This is a genomic window from Devosia sp. BK (genome assembly GCF_032907385.1).
Classification (GTDB): domain Bacteria; phylum Pseudomonadota; class Alphaproteobacteria; order Rhizobiales; family Devosiaceae; genus Devosia.
The window spans coordinates 38,689-59,032 of record NZ_JAIMBX010000001.1; the positions used below are offsets into that span (position 1 = coordinate 38,689).

Sequence of the window (20,344 nt, forward strand, 5' to 3'; positions counted from 1 at the left end):
GGCAGGCCGATAGGCGTCAGGCGGCTGCTGCCTGCTGCTTCTTGCGGCGCCGACCTTCGTGCAAGAGTGGCTCAGTATAGCCATTGGGCTGTCCAAGACCTTCAAAGATCAGAGCTGATGCGGTTTCGAAGGCGATATTCCCCTTCAAATCGGGCCCCATCGGCTCATAGGCCGGATCATTGGCATTCTGCCGGTCTACGGCTTCCGCCATTCGCGCCAGACTGTCTTCCACCTTCTGGCGATGCACCACGCCATGAAAGATCCAATTGGCAAGGTGTTGCGAAGAGATGCGCAACGTCGCGCGATCCTCCATCAACGCCACATCGTTGATATCGGGCACTTTGGAGCACCCAATCCCCTGGTCGATCCAACGCACGACATATCCGAGGATCGACTGACAATTGTTATCGACTTCCCTTTGCACATCGGCTTCCGACAGGTTCTGCCCATGAAGCAGCGGTGGGGTCAGTATGGCTTCGAGCTTGGCTGGGTCGCGGTCGCGGATTTCGGCTTGCTGGGCCCGCACATCGACCTCGTGATAGTGAAGCGCATGCAATACCGCAGCCGTCGGGGAAGGCACCCAGGCCGTGCTGGCGCCAGCCCGCATCTGTCCGGCTTTGGTCGCGAGCATTTCGGCCATGGCGTCAGGCTTGGCCCACATGCCCTTGCCGATCTGCGCCTTACCGCCGAAATGGGCGCCAAGGCCAATATCGACATTGTTCGCTTCATAAGCGCCAAGCCAGGTCGCCGACTTGATCATGTCCTTGGGCACAACAGGCCCAGCATGCATTGATGTGTGAATTTCATCCCCAGTGCGGTCAAGGAAACCTGTGTTGATGAACACGATACGGTCGCGCACGGCCCGGATCGCTTCCTTGAGGTTGACTGTTGTGCGCCTTTCCTCGTCCATGACTCCGATCTTGATCGTGTTTCGGGCAAGGCCCAAGGCATCTTCCACCCGGTCGAACAGCATATTGGCAAAACCGACTTCCTCAGGCCCATGCATCTTGGGCTTGACCACATAGATCGATCCGGTTCGACTGTTGCGTGCTCCAATCGTCTTCTGCAGATCGTGCAGCGCCGCAAAAGTCGCGACCATGGCATCCATGATGCCCTCGGGCGTCTCCCTGCCTTCAGCGTCAAGAACCGCATCGGTTGTCATCAGATGGCCCACGTGTCGCACGAGCATAAGGCTGCGCCCGGGCAAGACCAGACGCTCGCCATTGGCGGCTTCGTATTCGCGGTCTTCCGCCAGGCGACGCTCAATTGTCTTTCCGCCCTTGTTCAGCGTTGCTGTGAGATCACCCTTCATGAGGCCGAGCCAATTGCGATAGACGTCAACCTTATCCTCGGCATCTACGGCGGCGACGGAATCCTCGCAGTCCTGAATGGTTGTAAGCGCTGCCTCCAGAACCACGTCGCAAAGACCAGATCTTGTCGCCCGCCCCACAGGGTCAAGGCTGTCGATTACGAGCTCCAGGTGCAAGTGGTTGTGAACAAATAGATATGTCGTCCGCCCGGTATTCTGGGATCGACCCCGATATTGTGCTGGGTCGGCAAGATGCAGCACGCGGCCATCAACGCTGGCCTCAAAACCGGAAGCGCCGAGCGTGTAGCCCTCAACGTCGGCGTGAGACGCTCCGGCCAAGGGGATCATTGCGTCCAGATAAGCAGCCGCTCTATTTATGACCGCTGCACCACGCTTGGCATTGTAACCCTTAGAAGGCGCAAGTTCGCCATCGCTTGGAATGACGTCTGTCCCATAGAGCGCGTCATAAAGACTACCCCAGCGGGCATTTGCTGCATTGAGCGCAAAGCGGGCATTGGATACCGGCACGACCAATTGCGGTCCCGCCAGCTTTGCGATCTCATCATCGACATTCTGAGGCGCGACGGCAAAATCGCTGCCAACGGGAACGATATAGCCAATGTTGGTGAGGAAGTGGCGATAGGCTTCCATGTCGATGGGCTCGCCGCGATGCCGTTCGTGCCAGTCATCGATCTGAACTTGCAGTTTGTCTCGTTTCTCGAGCAGTTGACGATTGGTCGGCACGAGGTCCGCGACGACCTTTTCATATTCCGCCCAGAACCTTGCCGGGTCGATGCCGCTGCCCGGCGCGATTTCTGTTTCCACCAAGGCTGCCAAAGGCTCCGCGACCTGCAGCGATCCATAGTGTCGATAAGTCATGATAGCTCACCTCGTCATTGCTCACCCAGAGCTAGCAGTGGGATGCGGTATAGTAGCCGAGAGATTGGCCTTTTTCTGCGATGCGGAAGTTCAACCGATTCAGTCATCGGTCTTGAAAGCCGGGCAGGGGGCGTGCCGGATTTGGGTGTCCGCATGGCTGGGAGGTTCACCTATCCCGTTGGGCCCTCACTATCGAGAGGACTGTGCCCAAGGGGATGCGGTCAGGTTTTTGCTCTCAAACCTGAACTAGGATAGCGCGAGGAGTGCCGCGCGCGATGGTCGCACAACCTGCAAATGTCCGATAACGCCGGTTGCCTCGCCCCGTGCCTGCCTCATCCATTAGCTCAGTCAGTCGGGCTTGGAGGAGGCTGAAGGGTGGCGGCGGGTTTTGAGCAGATCGATTAAAGCTGCCGGCAACAGAAGCGTCTTGCTGACGAGGGATATGAGGCTTGCTTTCGCCGGTAGGCCGAGTATTCCGATGGCTTGTGATCAGGTATGGGTCCGGGGACAAGGGGCTGCGGATCCGTCAACGGTTCGGCTGGAGTGATCGCCCGATCACCCGGCGGACCAGCCCTCAGGGTTTCGGGGCGATGTTAGGCCGTTCGAGGCCATAATGCCTGGCAAAACAGCCTCAATCGACAGCACCAGTCCGGCGTCTAGCCGCAGCTTGAAGGCGATTGTATGCGCGATGACGATGGCCGCGCGGTCTGCCCGTTCGTGCACGATGGTCACCAGCTTTCGCTCATTGCCTCTGGCGCTTATCGTCTCGCAGTCAATTTCCCAAGCATCTTTGTTTCGGAAATCATTCTGGTGCCTGGTTAAGACGACGTCGGCTATTACACAGTCGATGGAATGGCGTTGATGTTCATGAGCAGCCCTTATCGAGCTCGAACCTGATGCAACAAATTGCTGCTCTCTCGCCCAAGGGCAGCCACCGCCCGATCTTCTCTAATGGATCGGTCGACTTGTCAGTGTTTGAGATATCTGCTTCAGTGAAACTTCAGAGCTGGGGCGCAAACTGGCTTTTGTATGTGGTCCCAAGCCGGTGGCCTTCGATCCAATCCTACGCGTTCAGGCACGCATGAAAATGGCCGGTGCCTTTTTCTCTTAAATCCGGGCGCGAAATACGGCAATGATCCGTAGCGCGGTCACAGCGGGGATGAAAATGACATCCGCTTGGCGGGTTCAGCGGAGACGGTATCTCGCCCTTGATGGGCATAAAAGTCCGTCGCTCGGTTGAGATGCGCGGCATGCCGGCAAGCAGCATCTGGGTATAGGGATGGACAGGGTTGGCGAAGAGTTCACTGGTCTTTGCCAGTTCGACCACGCGCCCGAGATACATGACCGCCACGCGATCGCAGAGGTGCCGGATGAGGCCCAGATCGTGGCTGATGAAGATCATCGACAGTCCGCTCTCCTGACGGATATCCATCAGGAGATTGATGATCTGCGCCTGTACCGAAACATCGAGCGCCGCAACGGCTTCGTCGCAGACGAGAAGTTCGGGCTCGACCGCGAGCGCGCGGGCGATGCCGATGCGCTGCCGCTGGCCGCCCGAAAACTGATGCGGATAGCGATCGATGCTGTCGGCGGCAAGGCCAACGCGCTCGAGCATCCTGGCGACGTGTTCCCGCATGCGCGAGCGGGGGACAATGCCATGAACGACTGCCCCTTCGCCGATGATCTCGCCGACCTTCAAGCGGCCGTTGAGAGATGACATCGGGTCCTGAAATACCATCTGAACCTTGAGGGCATCCCGGCGACGGGCGAGAAAACTGTCATAGTCTTCGTTCCGAAAGCGGCGCGTTCCGCCAGAGACCGGCAGAATGCCGGTGACCATGCGGGCAAGGGTCGACTTGCCGCAGCCCGATTCTCCTACAATGCCCAGGGTTTCGCCCTGCGCAACGGAAAGGCTGACGCGATCGACGGCCTGAACGATGGCGGGGCGCTTGCCGGTCAGGCGGTCTGTCAGTTTTTCGATCGTGCCGCGAGCGGGCTCGAAGACGCGGGACACTTCATCAGCTTGGAAGACGGTTTGGACCACTTGCATCATCCCTCGATTGGATGGTGGCACCAGGCGTGGTGCGTTGAAGAAAAACTGCGCTTTGGCGGGGACGTTTCGCAAGCAGGTGACGCCCGCTCGCACCGGCTGCGGAAGGCGCACCCTTCACCCAGGTCCAGAAGCGAAGGCATGGTGCCGCGGATCTGCTTGAGACGTTGACCGGGCTCGTTGTTCGACGGCACCGATTCAAGCAGCTTGCTGGTATAGGGGTGGCGCGGCGTTGCGATGATTTCGGCCGTCGCGCCTGTTTCCATCATGGCCCCAGCATACATGACGAGAATGCGGTCCGCGAGTTCGGACAATGTTGCAAGATCATGGGTAATCCAGATCATGCCGAGACCCCGATCGGTGATCTGGCTACGCATCTGGTGGATGATCTGGGCCTGGATGGTGACGTCGAGTGCCGTTGTCGGCTCGTCGGCGATGATCAGGTCGGGGTTCATCAACAGTGCCGTGGCGATTACAACGCGCTGCCGCATGCCGCCGGACAGCTCGTGCGGATAGGCTTCGAGCCGTTCTTCAGGCGAGGGGATGCCCACAGCCTTTAACGCGGCGATCGACCGCTCGCGCATCTGGGCGGCCGGGACCTTTTCATGTTCGCTGATCGCTTCGAACATCTGCTGGCGCACCCGCATCAGCGGATTGAGCGTCATCAAGGGGTTCTGGAAAACCATGGCGATGCGGCGGCCGCGATACTTTCGCATCTGGTCAAAGCTGAGCTCGGTCAGCTCTTCGCCATCGAGCCTGATCGATCCGGAGACGATTTTGCCGGGCTTTTCGACCTGTCCCATGATCGACATGCCAGTTACCGACTTGCCTGATCCGGACTCCCCGACAATGCCCAGCACCTCGCCGCGCTTGAGATTGAAGGAAACGTCCCGGACCGATTTGAACGTGCCAGCGCGGGTGAAAAACCAGGTGTTGAGGCCTTCGACCTCAAAGAACTGCTCGCTCATGGGATCAACTCTCGAAACGCGGATTGTTGAGATCGCGCAGCCGGTCACCCAGAAGGTTCATGGCGACAATCATGATAAGAAGCACGATGCCGGGGCCGAAGCTGATCCAGTATTTCTGCGAGAAGATATATTCGTAGCCATTGGCGATCAGCATGCCGAGGGATGGCTGCGTCAATGGCAGGCCGACGCCGAGAAAACTCAAGGAAGATTCTAGCGATATCGCCGAGGCGATATTGAGCGTGAACAGCACGATGATCTGCGGCAGGCAATTGGGCAGCACGTGGCGCAGCATGATCCGCCACGCTGGCAGACGCATGCCCCGCGCCGCCTCGATATATTCCTTGTTGAGTTCACTCAGCGCCAGGGATCGAGCCGTTCGTGCATAGTAGCACCACTGCACCAGAACCACGGCGAGAATGACCTTTTCGACGCCGCTGCCGAGGATGGCAAGGATCGCAAGGCCGACAAGAATGGCGGGAAAGCTGAGGGTAAAGTCCACGGCGCGCATGATCATGGCGTCGGTCGCTCCGCCGCGCCAGGCGGCCAGCAGGCCGAGGCCCGTGCCGAAGAGCATAGCCGACCCGGCCGCCGCAACGCCGACAAAGACGCTGATGCGAATGCCATAGAGAATAGCCGAGAGCATGTCGCGGCCAAAGGCGTCGCTGCCGAGCTGGAAGATGAAGCCGGTTGGCTGATTGTCGGTACGCGCAATGGCTTCGACGCGGGCGTCGGCCGGGGCGGTTTCAAAGCTCACCTTCGCCTGATTGTTCTCTGGCGCGTTCAAGGTCCACCATGGCTGGATGGGATGTTTGCTCGCACCATCGACGATGGCGTCGCGCGCCAGGCCGCGAAGTTGCAGGCTCATCAGTGGGGCGGAGCTATCTGCGAGACCGACAATGAAGCAGTTCGCGCCACAGGCTTCCACCTCAAAATCCGTGGCATTGGCCTCAGGTATCAACTGGCCTTGCGTCAGGGCGAAATTGGCTCGGATTTCCTCACCCGGCTTTACCTGGGGTGAGCCCATGGGCTTGAGCGCGTCGATCAGTTGCAGGCGCGCCAGATCATAAGGATTGGTCGGGGAAAGCCATGGTGCAAACAGCGCGCAGGCAAGGAAGAGCACGGTGACGACAAGGCTGGCGACAGCAACCCAGCTTTCAGCGAAGCGACCGGCGAATTCGGCAAAGGCGGCGCGGTTCATTTGGCACGCTTTCCCATGACGGAGCGCACGCGCGGGTCGATGGTCATGTGCAGGATGTCCACGAGGAAGTTGATGGTGATGAAAAGGAGCGCCGTATAGGTGAGCTGCGCCACAATCATCGGGCGGTCGAGCACCTTGATTGAATTGATCAGGAGCTTTCCAAGACCGGGCCAGGAAAAGACCGTTTCGGTGATGACGCCATAGGCAAGAAGATTGCCCAATTCGATGCCGATCACGGTGATCAGCGGGACAAGGGCATTGCGCAGAATATGCACGAAGACGATCCGAACGGGATGCACGCCCTTGGCATAGGCGAACTTGACATAGTCGAGCCGCACGATCTCGAGCGTTGCCGCGCGCGTTACGCGGATCAAGAGAGACATCTTGAGGAGGGCGAGGCTGAAGGCGGGCAGAAGAACGTGGTGCCAGCCATCCAGCGTCCAGAGGCTGGATGTGATCCCGAAATAGGTCGCAACATTGCCGCGGTCGCCGACGGGGAAAAAGGGCAGGGCGATGCCGAAGGCGACGATCAGCAGCATCCCCTGCCAGAAGGTGGGGATGCTGACCCCGATCAGTGAAAAGCCCATCACGGCTTTCGAAAACGACGATTCTGGTTTCAATCCGGCGTAAAGCCCTGCGGGGATGGAAAAGCCGATGGCGATGAAGAAGGCGACGAAGGCCAGTTCAAGGCTGGCGGGCAGACGCTGCAGCAGGATGGTGGTGACGGGCTCCTTATAAACAAAGGAGGTGCCCCAATCGCCCTGCATGGCGTTGACGAGAAAGTTGAAGTACTGCTCCCAGATCGGCCGGTCGAGACCAAGGGCGACAATGGCCGCCTGACGGTCAGCTTCGGTTGCTTCGGACGAGATCAGCACATCGACGGGATTGCCGATCAGCCAGAGCCCGACAAAGAGGACGATCGAAAGCGCGAGCACAACGCCGATGCATTGCAGCAGGCGCTGAAGGACGAAGTTGATCATGTGTTGGCCAATCCAAGCTTGCGCTGTTCGGCTCCGGGATAGTGGCCCGACCCCATGGCGTCGATGAGGTCTGCGAAGTGAAGGGCGAACTCTTTGCAAATGCCGGCCGCGCCGTCCACATCGAGCATGTGGCGAATGTCGGCGCTGACGACATCGCCGCCTGGCAGACGCTCGAGGTGCCCGAGGAACGTGCCTTCGCCGGAAGCAGCCGCGATGGCGGCTTCGTGCACCAGATGATGGCTCTGGTGCTTGCCCATCGTCGCGCCCATTTGCATCATGGCGTATTCGCCGAAGATCGCGCCGTTCGACAGTTTGAGGTTTTCGCGCATGCGCACGGGGTCGAGTTCAAGCCCTGAAAGCAGGGCCTCGGTGCGGACCAGAACTTCGGCGGCGGCGGCGATGACTTCGACCAGTGTATCTTCAAAGAGAAGATTGGTGCTGCCATCGGATTCAAAGGGACGATGGGCATTCGCCATCAGCATGGCGGCCTGGGAATAGAGCTTGTTGGCGTTGGCGATAACGCCATAGCACTGCACGGGATTGATCTTTTGCGGCATGGTCGAAGAACCAATGGCGCCATCGAGCCGCTTTTCGCGCAGTTCGCCAAATTCTTCGGACGAGGTCTGGTACACTTCTTCCGCGATCCGATGGCAGACGGATGCAAGGAGCGCGAGGCCGTTCACATATTCGCAGATATGGGTGCGGATGGCGCGGGAGGGAATGGCCATCTCGCCCATGCCGAGACGCGCCGCAACGCGCCTCTGGAATTCCGGCCCCTGAGCGCCAATCGCCGAAAAACAGCCGACAGCGCCACCCATCATGACGACGAAGGCGCGATCGCGCGCGCTATCGAGCCGGTCGATGGACTGGAGAATTTCTTCGATCCAGACGGCAGCCTTGAAGCCGAAGGTGATCGGCACGGCATGCCGGAAATGCGTTCGCCCAGCCATGGTCGTTGCCGCATGGGCGCGCGCCAGTTTGCCGAGGTGCCCAAGCACGTCACGCGTGATGGTGTCCATCACGTCATGGGCGCGCTTTGTCAGCACCAGCATGCCGGTCTGGATGACGTTCTGCGTCGTAATGCCCCAGTGCACATAACCGCCGTGCTTGGGCCCGCTGACGCGAACGAGTTCGTTGAGGAGCGGCATCAGCGGGTGACGCGTGACGCCATAATCGGCCTCGATGCGGGCCATGTCCAATCGCTCGACACGGCAATTATCGGCAATGGTCTGAGCGGCATCGGCCGGGATCATGTCCATTTCGCCCTGCACCAGAGCGACAGCCTTTTCGATTTCGAGAAAGGCGGAATATGTGGCGGCGGGGGAAAATGCGTCGCGCAGGCCACGAAGGTCCACCTGCGCTGCCAGCGCATCGTTGAAGGCTGTGCCCATTTAAGCAACTCTCAGGATTTTGGAGACGGGATGCGCCCGGGGCGCATCCCGATGGACGGGCTCAGTTCTTGGGACGAGCCGTGTAGAAGATATTGACGAGATTGGCGTGCGGCTCGAACACGATATCGGCTTTGGTCGCCCATACGCCATATTCGTGATAAAGCGGCACATAGCCTTCGTCTTGGTAGACCTGAGCCGAGGCCTGGCGCAGCAGGTCTTCGCGCTTAGCGTCATCAAGCGTCTGCTGGGCTTCAACCAGCAAGGCATCGGTTGCAGGGTTCGAATAACGGCCACGATTGGCGCCGCCCCAACCCTTTTGCGTGTCGCGTGTCGCAGCCAGGTTAAACATCAGGCTCAACCCTTCGCCCGTGTCCGCGGCGGCACCAGCGAGATAAAGGCTATATTCGAACGCACTGGCCTTTTCGAAGTACACGCTGCGCGGGAAAGTCTCGAGCGTTACGTTGATGCCGATCTGGGAGAGCATGGCAGCAACGGCCTGCGCGACCTGGGCGCCGTTGACATAGCGGTCAGCGGGCGCGGTCAGGGTCAGTCCGAACCCGTTGGGATAGCCGGCTTCGGCAAGCAGCGCGCGCGCCGCTTCCGGATCGTAGGCATAAGGCGGCAGGTCGGGATTATAGCCGAAGACGCCTTCACCGATCAGCTGGCTTGCCGGCTGTGCCATGCCACCCATGATCGTTTCGGCGATCTCGGTGCGATTGATGGCAAGGTTGAGGGCACGGCGGACGCGAACGTCGAGGAACGGGTTCTTGCCGTCCGTGCCAGTCACCTTTGGCGTCGGCTCCTGACCCTGATCGGCGAGGAAGAAAATCGCCAGTGTCGAAGGCGCCGAAACCAGTTCGAGATTGCCGGCCGACTGGATCGACTCGATACCATTGATCGGCACCGAATTGATCACATCCACCGAACCGCCAAGGAGCGCTGCAATGCGTGCGCTATTGTCGGGCAGCGCCTTGATCGTCACCGTTTCGTAGGCCGCGGCTTCGCCGTAATAATCATCGTTGCGCTCAAGCACTATCTCAACGTCTGGCGTAAAAGTGCGAACCTTGAAGTGGCCGATGCCCGCGGCAGTCGCGCCGGAATTGAAGTCGTTGGTCGAGAGCCAGTTGTCATTGCCGCAGGTTTCCTCGTCATAGGCGAGGGTGCCTTCGGTCGGATTTTCAACAATGCCGATATTGCTCAGGCTGCGCATCAGATTGGGGTCTGGCGCCTTGGTGGTGATTTCGAGCTTGCCGTCGCCGAGGTCGGTAAGGCTCGCAATGGTGCCGATGAAGCTCGAATAAAGACCGGGGCTGTTGGGCACGTTACGCACGCGGCAGAACGAATAGATGACGTCATCGGCGCCCAAGGCATTGCCGCTGGCAAACTTTGCATTCGGCTCAAGGGTGACGACCCACTTGGTGTCGTCGACGATCTCCCAGCTCTGCGCGAGGCGTGGTTCGAGTTCGCCGGTCACGCCGCTGCTGAACGCCAAGGCATCGGAAATGTTTTCGCGCAGATCGAAATTGTAGCCGGCGCGGTGGAAATGCGGATCCGCCGAGGTCGCGATCGCGGCAAGACCAACGGTCAGGTCTTGCGCGGCAGCCTCAAGTGCGAAAGCGGATGCACAGGCGAGCAAGCTGGTGCCCGCAATGATTTGGATCTTTCTCAATACGACCTCCCTTGACCGTCTTGTCGCGGTCTCTTCTTCGGTAGGCGCGGATCGTCCGCCATAAAATCGAAAGTTTTTCGCAATGATTGAGTTTTTCTCAACGAACCGCTAGAGCCTGTGGTGGAGGCAGAGGCGATGGATAGCAAGGACCGGAAGAAGAATCTGCCATTGCCGCCGATGACGGCGCTGCCTGTCTTTGAAGCCGTTGGACAATATCTCAGCGTCGCCCGAGCCGCAGAAGCGCTCAATCTCACGCCAGGCGCCATCAGCCGCCAGATCCAGAACCTTGAACTTTACCTCGGCATCGCGCTGTTCGTGCGCAATCACCGGCGGATGAGCTTCACACCGGAGGGAGAGGAATATTGGGCCCAGGTCAAAAAGGCTCTATCTGATCTCCGCGATGCGACGAGCGCCGTGGCGAAGCGCGCCGAAGATGCCCCCCTGACCATTGTCGTACCGAGAATGTTTCTCCAGCGTATCCTCCTGCCTCGGCTCAGCAGCTTTTACGCGCAACACCCGGATGCCAAGGTTAAGTTCCTGACCTCGGGCAGCGGCGCCAGCCCTGTCGATGGCACCATCGCCATCAGCCCGGAACGGCGCGACGATTACCGATACGATCTCCTGGCCGAGGCGAACCTCACGCCCATTTGCAGCCCGCGATATCTCTCAGCCGCGTCGGCCTTGCACAAGCGCTCCGACTTGGCCCGGCATACGCTGTTGCGCTCCCGCGACTATCTGCAGAACTGGACCAATTGGCTGTCCGAAGACGCGAAGAGCGTCCTTGAAGAGGCCCGCTGTATCGACTTTGAAAGCCCCGGCCTCGAACTGACGGCGGCCATCGAAGGTCTTGGTGTCACCATCGTCCGCATCGCGCTCGTCAACGAAGAGATCCGCTCGGGAAAACTGGTCGCCCTCTTCCCAGAGCACATCGTTCACGAGCACTATGTGTTCTGCTTTTCCGGAACAAAGAAGCGGCCGCGGAATTTCTCTGCGTTTCGAAACTGGCTTAAAGAAAACGTCTAGTCTCAGAACTGGCTATTTGAAGGCAGGGGGATTGCGGACCAATCAGTCATGCCGCTTTCGATCTGCGGCCCTGGCTTGTCAACTTCAAATTTGATCGGCCCTCGTCTGACGATCCGGTTCTGTTTTTTCGCGATGTTGGTATCAACAAAGCGGACTGACCGCTCCTTAGGGAAACGAAATCGCGGACTTAATCCCGGAATGGAGCTCTATCCGTCTATGGTATGACTCAAAGCGGTCTCTTGCTCGCAATTTAGACGGAACCGCCGTTGCGAAAGCCATTGCATTTCAACCACTCGTTGTGGTTGTGGGCCCATTGCGCTCGTTAGCCCCCCACACACATCTACTGACGTGGAGAAGCGCTATACTTAAATCTACGATCTTGGAATCAAGCACATGCGCCAGCATCATTTACGTTCACCGACAAGCAAAGCCTCCCGATCATCGTTGCCTCTCGCCGACGGGCCAGATCAACCCGTTGATGCAAATTTTACGTAATCCGGTAGCAGCCCGTTCAGCATTAACTGGCCATTAAATAGCACTGCATCATGGTGTGCGCAGGCCTTCAGAAGAGGGCCAACATCCAAGAATGGAAAGCACCACACATGGGTTCCGATGTTTCTCTCTCGAAGGCCGTTCGCGCGAACCTTCTGAGCCTCCAGAATACCGCCTCGATGATGGACAAGACGCAGTCGCGACTTGCCACCGGCAACAAGGTGAATTCTGCCCTCGACAATCCGTCGAACTTCTTCACCGCCTCGGCTCTCAACAGCCGCGCTGCCGACATGAGCAACCTGCTCGACTCGATGGCTTCGGGTATCAAGGTTATCGAAGCTGCCTCAAACGGCATCACCGCGATCACCAAGAACGTCGAATCCATGCAGTCGACTCTGCGTCAGGCTCGCCAGGACAAGTCGTTCCAGACCGGTACCTACGATGTGACTGACGCATCGACCATTAAGGTCAATGGCGGGCAGTTTGGCGCCGAAACCGAAATCAAGCTGCAGGAAGCGACCGGTGGCGTAAAGGCCAAGCTGACCACGCAGGCTGTTTACAATAATCCGACACTGGCAGCAGGCGAAACCGTCGGCGCTCAGACCATTGTCAACTATGACGCATCGCTGGACAGCAAGGCGCTCAAGGTCGACGGTATCGACCTCGGTACCATCACCAATGGCACTCCTGGCACCGGCAGCACCTATCGTACGGCAGTTCAGACTGCGCTGGACGGCAAGTTCGGAACTGGCAAGTACGCCACGTCCTTCGCCGGCGGTAAGCTCTCTATCTCTTCTACAGATGCGAGCAAGCCGTCTCCAGCCGTTGAGTTTGCTGGTGGTGTCACCATGGCAACCCAGGGCTCCGTCTCGTTTGTCTACGATAGCCATGGCCCCGGCACTGTCACAGTTGGCGGCGAGCAGGTCGATGCAGGTACCGATTTCGAGAGCTTCGTCACTAACCTGCAAGCCAAGGCAAAGGACGGCGGCTACACCGTAGTCTCCGATTCTACGACTAAGAAGATCACGCTGACGTCCACTGGCTGGACAACCGGCGCTGGTTCCGAACCGCAGATCACCGGCCTGACTGAAGAGACGGCTGCGATCAATGATATGACCATCACGAAGGGTGCTGCTAACAACGGCTTCACCGTCAAGGCCGCTGGTGCGGGCTACTCAGATGCTCAGGTCGACCTCAGTGCAGCTGGCCTAACTGATGCTGACGTCAAGGCTCGGGTCGAAGCTGCGTTGACAGCTGCAGGTTGGACTGGTTACTCCGCCACGGCCACTGGTACAGACCTCAAAATCGAGTCAACGACTAAGGGCGCTCGCCCTGCCGTTAACATTGATCTCTCGGCGAACAGCAAGGTTGGTTCTACGAACGACGCTACCTTTCCAAAGGATGGTATCGCCGGTATTAAGAATAAGACCGTTACTCAGGGCACGGCTGGCGTCTACACCGAAACGAAAGCCGCGGCTTCGGACAAGTTCAAAGTCACCTATGGCGACGTGTCTGCCGACCTCAACGTTGTTGCCGGCACACAGGAGCAGCGCACCAAGAGCATTAATGATCAGCTCAAGGCCGCTGGCATCACTGGTGTAACCGCGTCTTTCGATAGTGCAGGTCGTCTCAGCCTTGAGTCCACCGATGCTGAAGCGAAGACGCTTGCGATCTCTGGTGAGAACAGCACCTTCTTCGGTACCGACACCGTCGCAACCGGAAAGGCTGCCGTCTCTGGCTACAATGCCGCCAACACGGTCGACAAGTTCGTTGAAGAAATCAATCGCTCGTTCGAAGGCAAGCTTCGCGCTTCCAATGACAACGGCAAGCTGCGTATCGAAAACCTGTCGACGCAGGAACTGAAGGTCTCGTTCGACAAGGACGGCATCGGTGCAGGTTCCCCGACCTCGCACACAATCACCGGCAACACGGTTCGTGCCAACCTGTCCAAGCAGTTCAACGAACTGCGCGACCAGTTGGACAAGCTTGCAGATGACTCCTCCTTCAACGGTATCAACCTGCTCCGTGGCGACAAGCTGAAGATCACCTTCAATGAAAGCGGTTCTTCTTCGATCGACATCCAGGCAAAGGATGCCAATGGAAACGTACGTGGCATCAATGCTGCCAATATGAACGTTTCCAGCTTGATGGCTGAAGATCTCGATACCGACGAGGGCATCGACTCCCTGCTTTCGACGCTGTCGTCAGCTCTGACTGAACTGCGCTCGCAGGCCTCGACCTTCGGTTCGAACCTGTCGTCCGTCGAAAACCGTCAGTCGTTCACCAAGAACATGATCAACACGCTCGAAACCGGCGCGTCGAACCTGACCTTGGCTGATACGAACGAAGAAGCCGCCAACCTCCTTGCTCTCCAGACCCGTCAGCAGCTGTCGTCTTCGGCACTGTCGATGGCGTCGCAGCAGGACCAGGCTGTTCTGCAGCTCCTGCGTTAATCGCAAGCAGCGTACCGAACAAAGGAAGGCGGGCCACAAGCCCGCCTTCTTCATTTTCATTGACACGATCGGCGAGTGGATCGTCTATATCCGCACAGAACGGCGAAAGCAGATGGCCCTCAAACTCACTCTCAAACCCGGCGAAAAGCTCTATGTCGGCACCGGCATGATCTATTGCGACGCCGATGCGATCTACAATCTTTTCATCGATGGCGCCCTGCCGATCGTTCGCGAAAAGGACTACCTCGACCAGGCCCACGCAGATACGTCTTCGCGGCAGATCTATCTTGCCATCCAGCAAGCTTATCTTGAAAATAATTTCGACGCTCACCGTGAAAGCTATTTTAGGCTGACCGGAATGATCATTGCCGAACTGCCGGGTGCCATGCCGCATGTCGCCGAGATCAACAAAGCCATCGGGCAAGGTAAGCTCTACAATGCACTCAAGGCTGCCCGGAAGCTTGTGCAGTTCGAAGATGGCCTCTTGCCCGAGGGCCAGCGTTCAAGCCATTGGCAGGGCTTTACCGCTTAGCTGGAATGGCCTTCTGACGCTTTGACGGCTTTGGGTTTTCGTCCGGCGGCCATGGCTCGGGGACGTTTCTCGTTAGCTTCGGGCACGGTCAGAAGCTGCGACACATGGATCGCGCAGGCGGCAGCGAGTTTTTCAAGAACGAGGACTGAAGGGTTTTCTATGCCTCGTTCCAAGCGGCTGACATAGGTGCGATCAACATCTGCTTTGGTGCTGAGCCCGTCCTGACTGAGGCCGGCCGCCGTTCGCCACTTCCGAAGATTCCACGCAATGAGATCGGTCGCAGGGGCCGAAATGCCGGGCGGTTTTTCAGAACTTTGCTGCACGTGCGATCTCCCCAATGCCGTCTCATCTTATGACAGCATTCCCCTTTGGGGCGCTGTTATTGGCGCTAGCCCGCGCCGTCAAGAATTCTGACGTGTCATAGCGAGCAGCGGTTTGGTGTCAGTGCGTCGTCAAAACGGTCCTCTCCTATCGCGCCACCCACTGTTTTGACGTCATGACATTTCAAACATCACGCACTGGATCGCGGATGCTCGCAGAGTTTCAACGATGCAGGTTGAGAGGAGCTTGCGCTGAGGAAAAAGCTGCTGGTTCGCTGATCGATGGACCTGAAATCGACATCGAAGACAGGGCCCGAGGGGAGGGTAAAATGTCCGATAACGCCCCTTGTTCTGCCCGTGCCATCCCTCGGTCCCGAGTGGACCACGAGGAGGCGGCCCAATGTAGACGGGCTGCTACCGGGCTGACGTCCCCGCTCAGCGGATATCCGCGATGTGCGAACATTGTTAAGTGGGACAACGCCCATGCAAATTGGGTGAAGCGGATGCTGACCCCAATCTCACCTCAGCAAGGCAAATGGCCGCCCCATGGCCTTATCCATATCCACCATGTCAGGCCACCGGCTCCATGGCCTCAAGCAACGACCTAATCTTGATAGTGGCAAAGTTTGAGTAGGTGTCGGACACCGCGTAGGGGAGGATGATGCGGCTGCCGTGGCGGATGGCGCCGCAAGTGTAGACCACGTTCGGCACATAGCCCTCGCGCTGCGAGACGTCGGGATGCACCAGCGGGTCGCGCGACCGAGCCAGCACCTTGCCGGGATCGTGCTTGTCGAGCAGCGCAGCGCCGATCGAGTAGCGGCGAACCGGGCCAACACCATGGGTGAACAGCAGCCATCCCTCCTTGAGCTCGATCGGTGATCCGCAGTTGCCGATCTGCACGAATTCCCACGGCCAGAGGGGCTTGAGGATAGGCTTGCCGCCATTCCAGGTGATCAGGTCGTCAGAATAGATGAGATAGAGATTCTCGTTGTCCTGCCGGCCGATCATCGCATAGCGGCCGTCGATCTTGCGCGGGAAGAGCGCCATGCCTTTGTTGACCGCCGCACTGCCCTTGAGCGGGGTCATGCGGAAGGAAAGGAAATCCTTGGTCTCGATCAGCTCCGATCGGATGCCGGCGCTGCTATAGGCTGTATAGGTGGCGTAGTAGGTGCTCTGATCGCCATCTTCGAAAAGCACGAAGCGCGCATCTTCGATACCGTTCGACTGTGCCGCGGTGACCGGGAACAGCACGCGTTCGCTAATATCGCCAGTATCGAACGATACCTCCACTGGCTGGTCGATCGCCGCGTCGAAATCCTTCGGAAGTTTGGAGGTGGCGGCGAGGCGGGCAGTGGGGTCTATGGAAACGCTGCCATCCTTGGTGATGGTGCCAGCGCGAAAGGTGAGGGAGGAGACGTGTCCCTCTCCCACAGCACGCAGGCTCAGGATGAACCGCAAGCCGCCCGGGGGGGCAAGCCCCTGGTCCGGGTGGGGCACGATGCTTGGATTGAACAGGGCCGAGGCCTCGAACGAATATTCGTTGAGGAAGTAAGCCCCGGCCAACTGGCTCTGTGCTTTGGTAAAGCTTGGATGGTTGAACAGCGCCGCCTCCATTTCGGCGGCGCGTAGCTCGAAAGTGCGCAACAGGTTGCGATGCCGCCCCTCAAAATTCTCCAGCACATCGGCAAGCTGGCGCGTCACAGTCTCCTCATCAAGGGCCAGTACCCGATCAACAATGTGGTTAGCGCGCGTTTTTTCGGAAGGCTTGAGGTCTTTGGGCTCCGTTGTCGGTTTGAACGGGCGAACGACGACACGGGTCGGATCAGGCCTGAGGTAAAGGGCCTGGCGGTTCAGGAAATTTGCTTGCGACAAGACGGCCTCGAAATTTGGGTTGGGGAAGCAGGGTCAGCCGAGGCTTGTCGACCGCCAGTCTGGATGGGTTGGGCGCGAGGGCCAGGCGATCGAACTGCTGCATGTCGAGCAGGCCCAGGAGATAGGACAGGACAGATTCTGCACCGCGGTTCTCGTTTGGCCGATCTGGATGCAGGCCGTCACGGCAACTTCCCGTCGCGGTGTCGACCAGCGAAACACCCAGATCGTTGCTGCCTGTAAACCATGCGAAGGCGCGGTTGGCTTCGCTCCGCCAACGCGTATCCGTCGTCATGCGCCAGGCAGCAAGGCAGGCCGCGATACTGGCAGATGCCTCGACAGGCTGTTGATCGAAGGCGCGCGGCGGCTGACGAACATCGCCGAACCCGGTGCTGCCGACAGGACGGAAATTTCCGGCCGAGCTTGTCTGTCGTGCCATCAGCCAATCCAGCGTTCGCAGGCCCGTCTGCGCGTAGTCCGGCTGTCCGGTCTCACGCCCGGTCAGGATTAGCGCTTCGCAAAAGCGCGCATTGTCATAGGCAAGGCCTTCTTCGAACCAGATCCAGTCCGGGCTCTCGACCTGGATGAGGAGCGCGCAGAGCCGGTCTGCAAGGATGTTGCGCAGCCCAAGGGCGAAACCGTCCTCCGGCCGGACCTCGCAATAGCCGTTAAGGCCAAGCAGCGCGAAGGCCCAGGAACGGGGGGACCCGAAGTTTTCTACCGCTGGCAAAGCCCGTTCGAAAAGTTCGGCGGCCCAATGGCTACGGGAGGACTGGCGTTGGCCGCGGGCCGTAAGGCCGAGGGCCCAAAGCGTGCGCCCGTGACTGTCCTCAGACCCTTGCGGCTCTAGCCAGCGCCGGTCATAGCCCATGAAGTTTCGGAACCGGTCCGTGTCCGAATTGAAGGCATGCTGGACAAAGGACGCGTAGGCCGAAGTCATCCGTTCAGGAATGCTGTCGCGGCCCTCGCTCGCCAGTGTGCTGGCCAGGAGAAGCGCCCGCGCATTGTCGTCGACACAGTAGCCGTGCAGCCGATCAGGCACGTCATGGATGGCGTGCTGAATAAGCCCGGTATCATCGCTCATGATTTCGAGGTGGTTGAAACGCAAGGCAGGCAGGGCCGGATTGGTGCTGCGCAGGGGTGACTGCTTGCGCTCGGCAGCTCTAGCCCGATCAAACAAGGTGACATAGCGGGCGGCCACATGGTCCCACGTCATATGCCGGCTATCGGCATAGGCCCGCTGCCGCATCGCTTGGCGGCGAGGCTCATCCATCAGCAGCGCAGAGATGGTCTGGCCGGTCGCCTCCGCGTCACCGAAAGGGACCAGTAGGCCATGGCCGTGGTCGAGCAATTCGACCGCGTGCCAATAGGGAGTGGAGACGACCGCGTTTCCAAGTCCGAAGCTGTAGGCCAGCGTGCCTGACGTCATCTGCGCCTTGTTGAGGTACGGCGTAACGTAGACATCGCACATGGCGATGTATTGCAGCAGTGTTGGTCGATCGACGAACTTGTCGAGAAAGACGACGTGATCGTGCAAACCCAGTTCGTCCACCCGTGACTGCAGGCTATGCCGGTAACTCTCTCCGTGATCGCGGACCAGGTTGGGGTGCGTTGCCCCAAGAACCACATAAACAGCACCGGGATGGCTTTTCAGGACCATCGGCATGGCATCGATCATGACCTCGATGCCCTTGTTGGGCGACAATAGGCCAAAAGTGAGGATCACCGTCTTGTCGGAAAAGCCGAGACGTGCCTTGGCAGCTTCCGGTCCGACAAAAGGGTAATTCGGGATGCCATGCGGGATGACCTCGACTTTTTCGCGAGGCGCGTCATAGGTATCGAGCAGCAGGCTGCGCCCCTTTTCGGCCATCACCACAACGCGCGAGGATAGCGCAAGGATGCGATCGAGGACCCGGCGCTGAGCCGGCTCGGGATCGGCGAGCACGGTGTGCAGCGTAGTCACGACCGGGATGGTCACTCGCTCGAGCAAGTCCAGGATGTGGCTGCCAGCTTCCCCCCCGAAAATCCCGAACTCATGCTGCAGGCTCATCACGTCATAGCCGCCCTTGTTGATGAATTCGGACGCTCGAACATAGTCCTCCAGGCGATTTTGCTGCACCTCGAAGCCGACCACCTTGGGATAGCTGTATTCCCGCCCCGGGTCCGTCAGGGCGACAACCGTTGTCTCGAGGGGTAGGGCCGTGGCAGCCACCGCCTGCTGTAGATCGGTGGTGAATGTGGCAATGCCGCACTGACGCGGCAGGGAATTGCCGACAAATGCGATGCGTTTGAGGCGGGTCATGGGAAATTCTCCTGGAGCTCAGCGCCCACAACAAGATCTAAGGCAGGGGAGGGACCGGGATAGACGAACAGCACCACGCAGGGTACGGCGCCAGTGGTGAGGATAGTGCTCGTCGCGCAAAGGTAGGCCGCTTCGGCGATATCCAGATGCACGTTATCAACGCCCACGCTGCCGGCCACGGCAAGGATCCAACCTTCTCGATCAACGGTTATCCGGTGCCGTGAGAAAGGCGGAAGATGTAAGCGTTCGAGCACAAAGGCTTCGGAGGCCACGAGCACTGTTCTTATCGCATCGAGTGCAATCATCGGCGCCTGATCAGGCAGCGGTCCGGCATCAGCGATAGCCAAGGCATGATCGAGATGCAGTTCGCGCTGCCGCCCGAAGTCGAAGAGCCTGAAGGTGGCATCGCTGCGTTGCTGGATCTCGGCGATCACAATGCCTGGCCCGATGGCGTGTATGGTGCCAGCCGGCACGTTGACCACATCGCCGGCCACGACTTCGCGCCAGGCGATCAGGTTGGCAATAGATCCGTCGAGCGCTGCGGCGCGCAACTCCCGTTGACTGAGCCTTGTGATCAGCCCGATGGCAACGCGGCTGCCTGGGCGGGCAGAAAGCACATACCAAGCCTCGGACTTGCCGTTCGGCTGCCCAAGCGCGCGGGCGTAATCGTCGTCCGGGTGTACTTGGACCGAGAGGATTTGTTCGGTGAAAAGGAGCTTGAGCAGCAAATCTGATTGGTCTGGCGCGCCGCCGGCCGGGTCAAACCAGAGTTCGCCGATCGGCTCTCCGGGTGCGACGACGCTGCCGTTCCAAGGGTGCAGGCTTTGCGCACCCCAGGGCTTGCCAACCGCCCTGATGGCCGCCCGCTGCGCAGCCTGGACCCGGGCGCGAGAACGATGCGGGCCGACT

15 protein-coding genes are annotated in these 20,344 nt (G+C 59.2%); 4 read left to right on the plus strand and 11 right to left on the minus strand.

What is annotated here, in order from left to right:
- Positions 1–16: 16 nt before the first annotated feature.
- Entirely contained in the window at positions 17–2,188 is a 2,172-nt protein-coding gene (locus DevBK_RS00170; RefSeq protein ID WP_317184010.1) for a malate synthase G, read from the minus strand.
- A 681-nt stretch (positions 2,189–2,869) separates the two neighbouring features.
- On the opposite strand from DevBK_RS00170, the gene DevBK_RS00175 reads away from it, so the two are divergent.
- Positions 2,870–3,010, plus strand: a complete 141-nt coding sequence (locus tag DevBK_RS00175) for a hypothetical protein (protein ID WP_317184011.1) — start codon at positions 2,870–2,872, stop codon at positions 3,008–3,010.
- 241 nt (positions 3,011–3,251) lie between these two features.
- Here DevBK_RS00175 and DevBK_RS00180 read toward each other — a convergent pair whose 3' ends face one another.
- From DevBK_RS00180 to DevBK_RS00205, 6 genes are all read right to left on the minus strand, one after another.
- Positions 3,252–4,238, minus strand: a complete 987-nt coding sequence (locus DevBK_RS00180) for an oligopeptide/dipeptide ABC transporter ATP-binding protein (protein ID WP_317184012.1) — start codon at positions 4,236–4,238, stop codon at positions 3,252–3,254.
- Positions 4,238–5,206: an ABC transporter ATP-binding protein gene (locus DevBK_RS00185; RefSeq protein WP_061912013.1), complete on the minus strand. Its 969-nt coding sequence runs from the start codon at positions 5,204–5,206 to the stop codon at positions 4,238–4,240. Before DevBK_RS00185 ends, DevBK_RS00180 begins: the two co-directional genes overlap by 1 nt.
- Positions 5,207–5,210: 4 nt before the next feature.
- The gene (locus DevBK_RS00190; RefSeq protein WP_317184013.1) at positions 5,211–6,404 is read right to left on the minus strand and encodes an ABC transporter permease; all 1,194 of its coding nucleotides are present in this window, start codon (positions 6,402–6,404) and stop codon (positions 5,211–5,213) included.
- The gene (locus DevBK_RS00195; RefSeq protein ID WP_061912014.1) at positions 6,401–7,384 is read right to left on the minus strand and encodes an ABC transporter permease; all 984 of its coding nucleotides are present in this window, start codon (positions 7,382–7,384) and stop codon (positions 6,401–6,403) included. Before DevBK_RS00195 ends, DevBK_RS00190 begins: the two co-directional genes overlap by 4 nt.
- Positions 7,381–8,775 carry an adenylosuccinate lyase family protein gene (locus DevBK_RS00200; protein WP_317184014.1) on the minus strand — a complete coding sequence of 465 codons (1,395 nt, stop codon included), beginning with the start codon at positions 8,773–8,775 and terminating at the stop codon, positions 7,381–7,383. Before DevBK_RS00200 ends, DevBK_RS00195 begins: the two co-directional genes overlap by 4 nt.
- A 61-nt stretch (positions 8,776–8,836) precedes the next feature.
- Entirely contained in the window at positions 8,837–10,444 is a 1,608-nt protein-coding gene (locus DevBK_RS00205) for an ABC transporter substrate-binding protein (protein ID WP_317184015.1), read from the minus strand.
- A gap of 135 nt (positions 10,445–10,579) precedes the next feature.
- Between DevBK_RS00205 and DevBK_RS00210 the strand changes: the two genes are divergently transcribed.
- The 3 genes from DevBK_RS00210 (at position 10,580) to DevBK_RS00220 (ending at position 14,944) form a co-directional block, all read left to right on the plus strand.
- A complete protein-coding gene (locus DevBK_RS00210) occupies positions 10,580–11,467 on the plus strand; it encodes a LysR substrate-binding domain-containing protein (RefSeq protein WP_317184016.1) in 888 nt (295 codons plus the stop codon).
- Between the two features lie 602 nt (positions 11,468–12,069).
- A complete protein-coding gene (locus tag DevBK_RS00215) occupies positions 12,070–14,412 on the plus strand; it encodes a flagellin (RefSeq protein ID WP_317184017.1) in 2,343 nt (780 codons plus the stop codon).
- Positions 14,413–14,524: 112 nt separating this feature from the next.
- Complete coding sequence (locus DevBK_RS00220; protein WP_317184018.1) at positions 14,525–14,944, plus strand: flagellar biosynthesis repressor FlbT; 420 nt, start codon at positions 14,525–14,527, stop codon at positions 14,942–14,944.
- On the opposite strand, the gene DevBK_RS00225 is transcribed toward DevBK_RS00220, so the two are convergent.
- The 4 genes from DevBK_RS00225 to DevBK_RS00240 form a co-directional block, all read right to left on the minus strand.
- Positions 14,941–15,267, minus strand: a complete 327-nt coding sequence (locus tag DevBK_RS00225) for a helix-turn-helix transcriptional regulator (RefSeq protein ID WP_317184019.1) — start codon at positions 15,265–15,267, stop codon at positions 14,941–14,943. The genes DevBK_RS00220 and DevBK_RS00225 overlap by 4 nt on opposite strands.
- A gap of 567 nt (positions 15,268–15,834) precedes the next feature.
- Positions 15,835–17,136 (minus strand): glycoside hydrolase family 130 protein, encoded by a 1,302-nt coding sequence (locus DevBK_RS00230; RefSeq protein WP_317184020.1) that lies wholly within the window; start codon positions 17,134–17,136, stop codon positions 15,835–15,837.
- Complete coding sequence (locus tag DevBK_RS00235) at positions 17,087–19,435, minus strand: glycosyltransferase family 4 protein (protein WP_317184021.1); 2,349 nt, start codon at positions 19,433–19,435, stop codon at positions 17,087–17,089. Before DevBK_RS00235 ends, DevBK_RS00230 begins: the two co-directional genes overlap by 50 nt.
- Positions 19,432–20,163 (minus strand): class I mannose-6-phosphate isomerase, encoded by a 732-nt coding sequence (locus DevBK_RS00240; RefSeq protein WP_156464184.1) that lies wholly within the window; start codon positions 20,161–20,163, stop codon positions 19,432–19,434. The genes DevBK_RS00235 and DevBK_RS00240 overlap by 4 nt, the downstream gene beginning before the upstream one ends.
- Positions 20,164–20,344: the final 181 nt, after the last annotated feature.

Coding starts and splice junctions, on each gene's coding strand:
- DevBK_RS00170 (WP_317184010.1), bottom strand. CDS start 2,188: ATGACTTATCGACACTATGGATCGCTGCAGGTCGCGGAGCCTTTGGCA.
- DevBK_RS00175 (WP_317184011.1), top strand. CDS start 2,870: ATGCGCGATGACGATGGCCGCGCGGTCTGCCCGTTCGTGCACGATGGT.
- DevBK_RS00180 (WP_317184012.1), bottom strand. CDS start 4,238: ATGCAAGTGGTCCAAACCGTCTTCCAAGCTGATGAAGTGTCCCGCGTC.
- DevBK_RS00185 (WP_061912013.1), bottom strand. CDS start 5,206: ATGAGCGAGCAGTTCTTTGAGGTCGAAGGCCTCAACACCTGGTTTTTC.
- DevBK_RS00190 (WP_317184013.1), bottom strand. CDS start 6,404: ATGAACCGCGCCGCCTTTGCCGAATTCGCCGGTCGCTTCGCTGAAAGC.
- DevBK_RS00195 (WP_061912014.1), bottom strand. CDS start 7,384: ATGATCAACTTCGTCCTTCAGCGCCTGCTGCAATGCATCGGCGTTGTG.
- DevBK_RS00200 (WP_317184014.1), bottom strand. CDS start 8,775: ATGGGCACAGCCTTCAACGATGCGCTGGCAGCGCAGGTGGACCTTCGT.
- DevBK_RS00210 (WP_317184016.1), top strand. CDS start 10,580: ATGGATAGCAAGGACCGGAAGAAGAATCTGCCATTGCCGCCGATGACG.
- DevBK_RS00215 (WP_317184017.1), top strand. CDS start 12,070: ATGGGTTCCGATGTTTCTCTCTCGAAGGCCGTTCGCGCGAACCTTCTG.
- DevBK_RS00220 (WP_317184018.1), top strand. CDS start 14,525: ATGGCCCTCAAACTCACTCTCAAACCCGGCGAAAAGCTCTATGTCGGC.
- DevBK_RS00235 (WP_317184021.1), bottom strand. CDS start 19,435: ATGACCCGCCTCAAACGCATCGCATTTGTCGGCAATTCCCTGCCGCGT.